This is a genomic window from Sphingopyxis sp., assembly GCF_025869345.1.
Taxonomy (GTDB): domain Bacteria; phylum Pseudomonadota; class Alphaproteobacteria; order Sphingomonadales; family Sphingomonadaceae; genus Sphingopyxis.
The window spans coordinates 1-7,708 of sequence record NZ_JAOZVW010000091.1 but is presented as its reverse complement, the minus strand read 5'-3'; the positions used below and the strand labels follow the sequence as shown (position 1 = coordinate 7,708).

Here is a 7,708-nt window from a genome sequence, read left to right as displayed (position 1 = left end):
CGAAGGTCGAGGAAACGACCTCGCCCTTCACGCTGCGCTGCATGTCGGTGACTTCCTCCGGACGTTCGTCGACGAGAAGGACGATGAGGTAGACCTCGGGGTGATTGTCGGTGATCGCCTTGGCGATATTCTGGAGCAGCACGGTCTTGCCGGTGCGCGGCGGCGCGACGATCAGCGCGCGCTGGCCCTTGCCCTGCGGGCTGACGAGGTCGATGACTCGCGCCGACTTGTCCTTCACGGTCGGGTCGACGGTGTCGAGCGACAGCTTCTGGTTCGGATAGAGCGGGGTGAGGTTGTCGAAATTGACGCGGTGGCGCACCGCCTCGGGATCGTCGAAATTGACGCTGATCAGCTTGGTCAGCGCGAAATAGCGTTCGCCGTCGCGCGGGGCGCGAATTTCGCCCTCGACGGTGTCGCCGGTGCGCAAGCCATATTTGCGGACCTGGTTCGGCGAGACATAGATGTCGTCGGGCCCCGCGAGATAATTGGCTTCAGACGAGCGGAGGAAGCCGAAGCTGTCGGGCAGGACTTCGATCGTCCCCGACCCGATGATTTCCTCGCCCTCTTCGGCGAGTTCCTTGAGGATCGAGAACATCAGATCCTGCTTGCGCAGCGTCGAGGCGCCCTCGACGCCCAGTTCCTCGGCCATTTCGACGAGCTGGGCGGGCGATTTGGTCTTGAGTTCTTTAAGATGCATGGATGGATTCCAAGATGAGATTCAGGAGAAATAATCTTTGTTTTCAGTGCATCCGCAGGGATGCCTATCCGGCCGGGGGACGGCCGTTCGCGATAGTATCGGCGCGGGAAGCGCCGCCCGCGCGGGAAGCGGGGTTGATCGGCCCCTATAACCCGCTTTTGCGCAAGTCAATCGCGGCTGCGCCGGGGCGGCGGCTCAGAACGGCCGCACGATCACCAGAACGACGATGATCGCCGCGGCGATCCCCGGCACCTCGTTGAGGAGGCGCAGTTTTTTCTCGGTCAGCGGGCGCTCGCCACGGCGCAATTTCTTGAAATAGCCGATCAGCCAGCCGTGATAGGCCGAGAGCAGGATGACGAGCAGCAATTTGCCGTGGAACCAGCCCTCGCGCCAAACATCGCCGTTGAAGGCGAGCATCAGCCCGAACACCCAGACGAGGATGAGCGATGGATTGAGGATGATCTTGCGCAGACGATCCTCGCGCTCGATCCACTTTTTATCCTCGTCCGATCCGACCGCGCACTGGTGGTGATAGACGAAGAAACGCGGCATCATGAACAGCCCCGCCATCAGGAAGATGACGAAAATCACGTGCGCGGCTTTGACCCAAAGCATCGTTACCCCCAGAAAACCTGCCATAAGTCCCGCCTACCCACGGACGCGCCGGATCAGATGTTCGACATGGGCTATGGGCGTGTCGGGCACGATGCCATGGCCGAGATTGAAGATATGGGGGCGATCGGGGAAAGCCGCAAGGATGCGGTCGATCGCGGCGTCGAGCACATCACCCCCCGCGACGAGCGCGAGCGGGTCGAGATTGCCCTGCACCGGCAGATGCGCGGGCAGCGTCGCGTCGGCCCAGGCCGGATCGACCGTCTCGTCGAGACCGATCGCATCGACGCCGGTCTCGTTCGCATAGGAGGCGAGCTTGCCGCCCGCGCCCTTCGGAAAGCCGATGATCGGCGTGTCGGGATGGAGCGCCTTCAGCCGGCGCACGATCTCGGCATTGGGCGCGATAACCCAGCGCTCGAACTGCGAAGGCGAAAGGCTGCCCGCCCAACTGTCGAAAAGCTGGACCGCCTCGACGCCCTGTTCGATCTGGCCGGACAGATAGGTGACGCTCAAATCGACGATCGCCTCGACGATCGCGCCGAACGCCGCCGGATCGCCGAACGCCATCCGCCGCGCCGCGGCCTGGTCCTTCGACCCCTGCCCCGCCACCATATAGGTCGCGACGGTCCACGGGCTGCCGGCAAAGCCGAGGAAGGTCGTTCCGGGGGGCAGCGCCCCCGCCACACGCGCGACGGTGCGATACACCGGATCGAGCCGCTGCGGCATCGCCGCGAGCGACGCCAGCGTGGTATCGACGAGCGGCGGCGCGAGCCGCGGTCCCTCACCCGCCTCGAACCATAGGTCCTGCCCGAGCGCGTGCGGGACGACGAGAATGTCGGAAAAGAGGATCGCGCCGTCGAAGCCGAAGCGGCGGATCGGCTGCAAAGTGACCTCGGCGGCGGCTTCGCTGTCGTAGCAGAGTTCGAGGAAGCCGCCCTTGGTTTCCCGGAGCGCACGATATTCGGGGAGATAGCGCCCGGCCTGGCGCATCAGCCACAGCGCGGGCCGCTCCTGCCGCACCCCGCGCAGCGTTGCCAGCAAGCTCTTCGACGACGCCTTCACGCGGTCCCTCTTTCTCTCTTCATATATATTTAAAGATGATTGTGGTGGTTTGTTGGTCGGCGGATTGCGGGGCTTTAGGCGCGGGCGCCTCTTTTGCCAACATATTGACTCTGCGCGTCACGGGTAACGTCACGGAGTCGCCAGCGGCTTTCCTCCTAATTCACAGCCTGTGGATAAATTCCATCCCTTGTGGACAAGGGGTGGAGCGGAATCGGCAGCGTCGGGGATGAATCCCGTGTGCCGATCTTGTCCCGGCGGTTATGCCGAGGCTTATCCACAGGGCCGTTTGGGGAGCGATGCGAGCAAAGCCCGGCTTGCCTTTTCCTTCGCCGCTGCGAAATATGGGCCATGGACCGGCTCCACCTGCACCTCATATCCGATTCCACCGGCGAAACGCTCGAAAATATCGCCAAGGCGGCGATCGCGCAGTTCGACGATGTCGAGGTCGTGCGCCATTTCTGGCCGATGGTGCGATCCGAATCGCATCTCGACCGGATCATCGCCGAAGTGCAGGCCAGCCCCGGCATGATCCTGTTCACCCTGGTCAACGGCGAGCTGCGCGCCAGCCTCGAGCGGCGCGCGCAGGCGCAGGGCCTGCCGCTCGTCCCCGCGCTCGACGCGGTCACCGACGCACTGTCGCGGATGCTGGGACAGGAAGCGAAGGCGCGCCCCGGCCGCCAGCATGTGCTCGATGCCGCCTATTTCGCGCGGGTCGAGGCGATTCAATTCACCGTCGCGCACGACGACGGCATCGGGTGGGAGAATTGGGAGCAGGCCGACATCTTGCTCGCGGGCGTATCGCGCACCTCGAAAACCCCGACGAGCATCTATCTCGCCAATCGCGGCTACAAGACCGCGAACATCCCGATCGTTCCCGAATCGCCGCCGCCCGACGCGCTCTACAATCTGAAACGCCCGCTCGTCGTCGGGCTGACGACCGGGCTCGACCGGCTGGTGCAGGTGCGGCGCAACCGCCTCCTCTCGCTCAATCAGGCGCCCGAAACCGCCTATGTCGACGACGAAAGGGTCAAGGCCGAGATCGCCTATGCCCGGCGCATGTTCGCCGACAACGGCTGGCCGGTGATCGACGTGACGCGCCGCTCGATCGAGGAGACCGCCGCCGCGGTGATCAAGCTGGTCGAGGATCGCGGCACGGCATGACCCAGCTTCTTCTCGCCTCGCAGAGCAGCGGCCGCGCCGCGATGCTCCGCGCCGCCGGGCTGAGTTTCGAGACGACGGCGGCGCATGTCGACGAGGAAGCGCTGACCGCTTCGCTCGTCGCGGCGGGACAGACCGCGCGCAACATCGCGGACGCGCTCGCCGAAGCGAAGGCGGTCAAGATTTCGTCGCGCCTTCCCGGCGTTACGGTGATCGGCGCCGATACCACGCTGGCGCTCGACGACGGGTCGATGCTGACGAAACCCGTGGACCCCGAAGAGGCGGCCGATCATCTCCGGCGCATGGCCGGAACGCGGCACCGCCTGTTCAGCGCCGCGGTCGCCGCGCGCGCCGGCGCGCCGGTGTGGCGCGCGGTGGGCGAGGCAAGGCTGTGGATGCGCCCCTTGCCGGACGCCTTCATCGCCGACTATGTCGCGCGCCACTGGGACAGCATCCGCTGGACCGTCGGCTGCTACGAGATAGAGGGGGCGGGCGTGCAACTATTCGACCGGGTCGAGGGCGATCCCTGGACGATCATCGGTATGCCGATGCTGCCGCTGATGGCGTGGCTGCGCGCGACCGGGCTGGCCCCGGCATGAGCGCGCCCTATGCGGAAGTGATCGGCGACCCGATCGCGCAATCGAAATCGCCGCTGATCCACGGCTTCTGGCTGAAGGCGCTCGGGCTTCCCGGCGATTACCGCCGCCGGCATGTAACCCCCGACGATCTGGCCGCCTATATCGCCGAGCGCCGTGCCGACGCCGGCTGGCGCGGCTGCAACGTGACCATCCCGCACAAGGTCGCGGTGATGGATCTCGTCGACGATCCCGGCAATATCCGCGGCACCATCGGCGCGATGAACACGATCGTGCGCCAGCCCGACGGCGCGCTGATCGGCACCAACACCGACGCCGCGGGCTTTTATGCGCCGCTCGCCGAGCTCGACCTCGAAGGCGCGCCTGTCGCCGTCGTCGGCGCGGGCGGCGCCGCGCGGGCGGTGCTGTTCGCGCTCGCCCGCGCGGGCGTGGGGCCCGTGACGATCCTGAACCGCTCGCCGCTGAAAGCGATGGGGCTGCTCGCGACCTTCGGGCTGAAGGGCGAGGTTGCTCCGCTCGACGCCGCGCTGCCGCCGGTGTCGCTGCTCGTCAACAGTAGCAGCCTCGGCATGACCGGCCAGCCGCCGCTCGACCTCGACCTGGCGCCGCTTCCCGAAGACGCCATCGTCTACGACCTCGTTTATGCGCCGCTCCAGACCCGCCTGTTGAAGGCCGCCGCGGCGCGCGGGCTCGACACCGTCGATGGGCTCGACATGCTGATCGGTCAGGCCGCGCTCGCCTTCGAACTGTTCTTCGGTGCGCCGCCCCCCGAGGGCCGCGACGAGGAATTGCGCGCGCTGCTGACCGCATGACGCATCACCCGCGCCCCGCCTCGCGGCTCCGCCGTCCGTTCATCCTCGGCCTCACTGGCTCGATCGGCATGGGCAAGTCGACTGCGGCGACGATGTTCGAGCGCGAAGGCATTCCCGTCTTCGACGCCGATGCCGAAGTGCATCGGCTGCAAGGAGCCGGCGGCGCCCTGGTCGCCGCGATCGAGGCGCGCTTTCCCGGCACCACCGGGTCGGCCGGCGTCGACCGGCAGAAACTCGGCGCGCGGGTGCTCGGCAACACCCACGAACTCGCCGCGCTCGAGGCGATCATTCATCCGGCGGTCGGCAAGGCGCAGAAACGCTTTCTCGCGCGTCACCGCGCCCGCGACCTGATCGTTCTCGACATTCCGCTGCTCTTCGAAAAGGGCGGCTGGCGCCGCGTCGGCGCGATCGCCGTCGTCTCCGCGCCGGCGTGGATGCAGCGAAAGCGCGTGATGCGCCGCCCCGGAATGACCGCCGCCAAGCTGAAGGCGATCCGGCGCCTTCAGGTGCCCGACCGCGTCAAGCGCGCGCGCGCCGATTTCGTGATCGAAACGGGCCGCCCCAAAAGCGAGACGCACCGTCAGATCCGCGCCATCGCCTCTTGTTTCCGCGCCCGATAGGGGCAATATTGATTCGAAGATGCGTGAGATAATCTTCGATACGGAAACTACGGGACTCGACCCCAGAGCGGGGCACAGGTTGGTCGAAATCGGCTGCATCGAACTGATCGACCGCCGCGAATCGGGCCGGACCTTTCACGCCTATTTTCATCCCGAACGCGACATGCCGGCCGAGGCCGAGGCGGTGCATGGCCTGTCGATCCAGTTCCTGTCCGACAAGCCGCTGTTTGCGACCCGCGTCGACGATCTGATCGACTTTCTCGGCGACGCGCCGATGGTCGCGCACAATGCCGCCTTCGACTTCGGCTTCATCAATGCCGAGCTCGCGCGCGCCGGACGTCCCGCGCTCGACATGGGCCGCATGTGCTGCACCGTGCAGATGGCGCGCAAGCTCCATCCGGGCGCCAAGCACAGCCTCGACGCGCTCTGCACGCGCTACGGCATCGACCGCAGCCACCGCGTCAAGCATGGCGCGCTGCTCGATGCCGAACTGCTCGCGCATCTCTATATCGAAATGACCGGCGGGCGGCAGATCGGCCTTGGTCTTGCGGCGGAAGCCGCGCCGGCCGGGCACGCCGCCGCCGATCCCGTTCGCGCCGCCGCGCCGCCGCGCGCCTTTCGCGAACCGCGCGCCCATGCTGCCAGCGCGGCCGAACTGGCGCGCCATGCCGAATTCGTCGCCAAGCTCACTGGACCGCTGTGGCACGATAGTCCGTGACGGTGGCCCCGGCCGCCGCCGCGATTCTGGAAGGAGAAGAAAAATGGAAATCCGCGTCTCTGGACACCAGATCGAAACCGGCGAAGCGCTGCAGGCGCGCGTGTCGGACCGGATGAACGCGATTGCCGACAAATATTTCTCCCGCGCGCTCGGCGCACACGCAACCTTCGGCAAAGGGCCGCACGACAGTTTTCAGTGCGACATCGTCGCGCATGTGATGCAGGGGCTCGTGCTCAAGGGGCATGGTCAGGCGCAGGACGCACACGTCGCTTTCGAAGCCGCCGCCGAGCGTATCGAAAAACAGCTTCGACGCTATATGCGACGATTGAAGGACCGCGGGAACCTCAACGGCCAATCCGCCGCGTCGATCGACGATTTCGTGGAAAATGCGAGCTATGTCGTGTTCGACGGCGGCGCCGAGGAGGATGAGGCCGGCGACGCCCCGGCGATCATCGCCGAAACGCGCGTCGATATCCCGACCAGCAGCGTGTCCGACGCGGTGATGATGCTCGACCTTCGCAACACCAACGCGCTCTTGTTCGTCAACAGCAAGACCGGGTCGCACAATATGGTCTATCGCCGCGACGATGGTACGATCGGCTGGGTCGAGCCGCGCCAGGGATAGAAGCTCCGGACAATAGGACTGGATTTTCTCCGCCATCCGGCCTAAGGGCCGCGCCCATTGATACCCGGATGGCGGGGCCTGCCACACGACCGATCCCACGATCGTTTGCCAACAGGATGAACCGGGCGGCGCCCGGCGGATATGATTTGACCAAAGCGATGAACCTATCTTCCCTTCTCTACCCCGCGACCGTGCGCGCGCATGTCCAGCTCGATTCGAAAAAGGCGCTGTTCCCGCTCGTCGGTGATCTTGCCGCGCGCTCGCTCGGCCTCGACGCCGGCGAAGTCAGCGAAGCCTTGCTCGAGCGCGAGCGCCTCGGCTCGACCGGCTTCGGCCGCGGTATCGCGCTTCCGCACGCGAAGATGGCGGACCTCACCGGGGTGCGCGGCCTGTTCCTGCAACTGGCCCGCCCGATCGATTTCCAGGCGGTCGACGGCCTGCCGGTCGACCTGCTGTTCGTGCTGCTGTCGCCGCTCGACGCGGGCGCCGATCATCTGAAGGCGCTCGCCGGCGTTTCGCGGATGCTCCGCAACGACAGCATCGCCGAACGGCTGCGCGGCGCGAAAAGCGACGAGGCGCTCTATGCGATGCTCGTCGACGCCGAAACGCGCGACGCGGCCTAGGGTCTGGCCCCGCACTTTTCGGGTCCGAGGTTTGAAGCGATTTTGCTCAGGGCGAGGAGGCAAGGCGAAGGAATATGTCGATATTTCAAGACTTGCCGACGAAGTCCTGGGCAAAATCGATCAAATCCCGCAGGGACGCCGAAATGGCTTCGATCTCGGGTCCGTGCGGCCTTGCGGGTAGCGAT

10 protein-coding genes are annotated in these 7,708 nt (G+C 66.0%); 7 read left to right on the top strand and 3 right to left on the bottom strand.

Going from position 1 to position 7,708, the window contains the following annotated elements; translation table 11 throughout:
- The 3 genes from rho to hemE form a co-directional block, all read right to left on the bottom strand.
- Positions 1-697: transcription termination factor Rho (rho, locus tag OJI97_RS09885; protein WP_297663074.1), on the bottom strand; the 697-nt coding region annotated here is incomplete at its 3' end.
- 195 nt (positions 698-892) lie between these two features.
- On the bottom strand, positions 893-1,336 hold the full coding sequence (locus tag OJI97_RS09880) for a CopD family protein (RefSeq protein ID WP_297663072.1): 444 nt from the start codon (positions 1,334-1,336) through the stop codon (positions 893-895).
- Positions 1,337-1,345: 9 nt separating this feature from the next.
- Positions 1,346-2,371 (bottom strand): uroporphyrinogen decarboxylase, encoded by a 1,026-nt coding sequence (gene hemE / locus OJI97_RS09875; protein ID WP_297663070.1) that lies wholly within the window; start codon positions 2,369-2,371, stop codon positions 1,346-1,348.
- A gap of 348 nt (positions 2,372-2,719) precedes the next feature.
- On the opposite strand from hemE, the gene OJI97_RS09870 reads away from it, so the two are divergent.
- The 7 genes from OJI97_RS09870 to OJI97_RS09840 all read left to right on the top strand — a co-directional run bounded on the left by OJI97_RS09870 (position 2,720) and on the right by OJI97_RS09840 (position 7,523).
- Positions 2,720-3,532, top strand: coding sequence for a pyruvate, water dikinase regulatory protein (locus OJI97_RS09870; RefSeq protein ID WP_297663068.1), 813 nt, complete (start codon positions 2,720-2,722; stop codon positions 3,530-3,532).
- Positions 3,529-4,128 carry a Maf family protein gene (locus OJI97_RS09865; protein WP_297663066.1) on the top strand — a complete coding sequence of 200 codons (600 nt, stop codon included), beginning with the start codon at positions 3,529-3,531 and terminating at the stop codon, positions 4,126-4,128. The genes OJI97_RS09870 and OJI97_RS09865 overlap by 4 nt, the downstream gene beginning before the upstream one ends.
- Positions 4,125-4,937: a shikimate dehydrogenase gene (gene aroE / locus OJI97_RS09860; RefSeq protein WP_297663064.1), complete on the top strand. Its 813-nt coding sequence runs from the start codon at positions 4,125-4,127 to the stop codon at positions 4,935-4,937. The genes OJI97_RS09865 and aroE overlap by 4 nt, the downstream gene beginning before the upstream one ends.
- A complete protein-coding gene (gene coaE, locus OJI97_RS09855; RefSeq protein ID WP_297663062.1) occupies positions 4,934-5,557 on the top strand; it encodes a dephospho-CoA kinase in 624 nt (207 codons plus the stop codon). The genes aroE and coaE overlap by 4 nt, the downstream gene beginning before the upstream one ends.
- Before the next feature lie 19 nt (positions 5,558-5,576).
- Positions 5,577-6,275 carry a DNA polymerase III subunit epsilon gene (dnaQ, locus tag OJI97_RS09850; RefSeq protein WP_297663060.1) on the top strand — a complete coding sequence of 233 codons (699 nt, stop codon included), beginning with the start codon at positions 5,577-5,579 and terminating at the stop codon, positions 6,273-6,275.
- A 43-nt stretch (positions 6,276-6,318) separates the two neighbouring features.
- Positions 6,319-6,900 carry a ribosome-associated translation inhibitor RaiA gene (raiA, locus tag OJI97_RS09845; protein ID WP_297663059.1) on the top strand — a complete coding sequence of 194 codons (582 nt, stop codon included), beginning with the start codon at positions 6,319-6,321 and terminating at the stop codon, positions 6,898-6,900.
- Positions 6,901-7,058: 158 nt separating this feature from the next.
- Positions 7,059-7,523: a PTS sugar transporter subunit IIA gene (locus OJI97_RS09840; protein ID WP_257546215.1), complete on the top strand. Its 465-nt coding sequence runs from the start codon at positions 7,059-7,061 to the stop codon at positions 7,521-7,523.
- Positions 7,524-7,708: the final 185 nt, after the last annotated feature.

Coding starts and splice junctions, on each gene's coding strand:
- OJI97_RS09880 (WP_297663072.1), bottom strand. CDS start 1,336: ATGGCAGGTTTTCTGGGGGTAACGATGCTTTGGGTCAAAGCCGCGCAC.
- OJI97_RS09870 (WP_297663068.1), top strand. CDS start 2,720: ATGGACCGGCTCCACCTGCACCTCATATCCGATTCCACCGGCGAAACG.
- OJI97_RS09865 (WP_297663066.1), top strand. CDS start 3,529: ATGACCCAGCTTCTTCTCGCCTCGCAGAGCAGCGGCCGCGCCGCGATG.
- aroE (WP_297663064.1), top strand. CDS start 4,125: ATGAGCGCGCCCTATGCGGAAGTGATCGGCGACCCGATCGCGCAATCG.
- coaE (WP_297663062.1), top strand. CDS start 4,934: ATGACGCATCACCCGCGCCCCGCCTCGCGGCTCCGCCGTCCGTTCATC.
- dnaQ (WP_297663060.1), top strand. CDS start 5,577: ATGCGTGAGATAATCTTCGATACGGAAACTACGGGACTCGACCCCAGA.
- raiA (WP_297663059.1), top strand. CDS start 6,319: ATGGAAATCCGCGTCTCTGGACACCAGATCGAAACCGGCGAAGCGCTG.
- OJI97_RS09840 (WP_257546215.1), top strand. CDS start 7,059: ATGAACCTATCTTCCCTTCTCTACCCCGCGACCGTGCGCGCGCATGTC.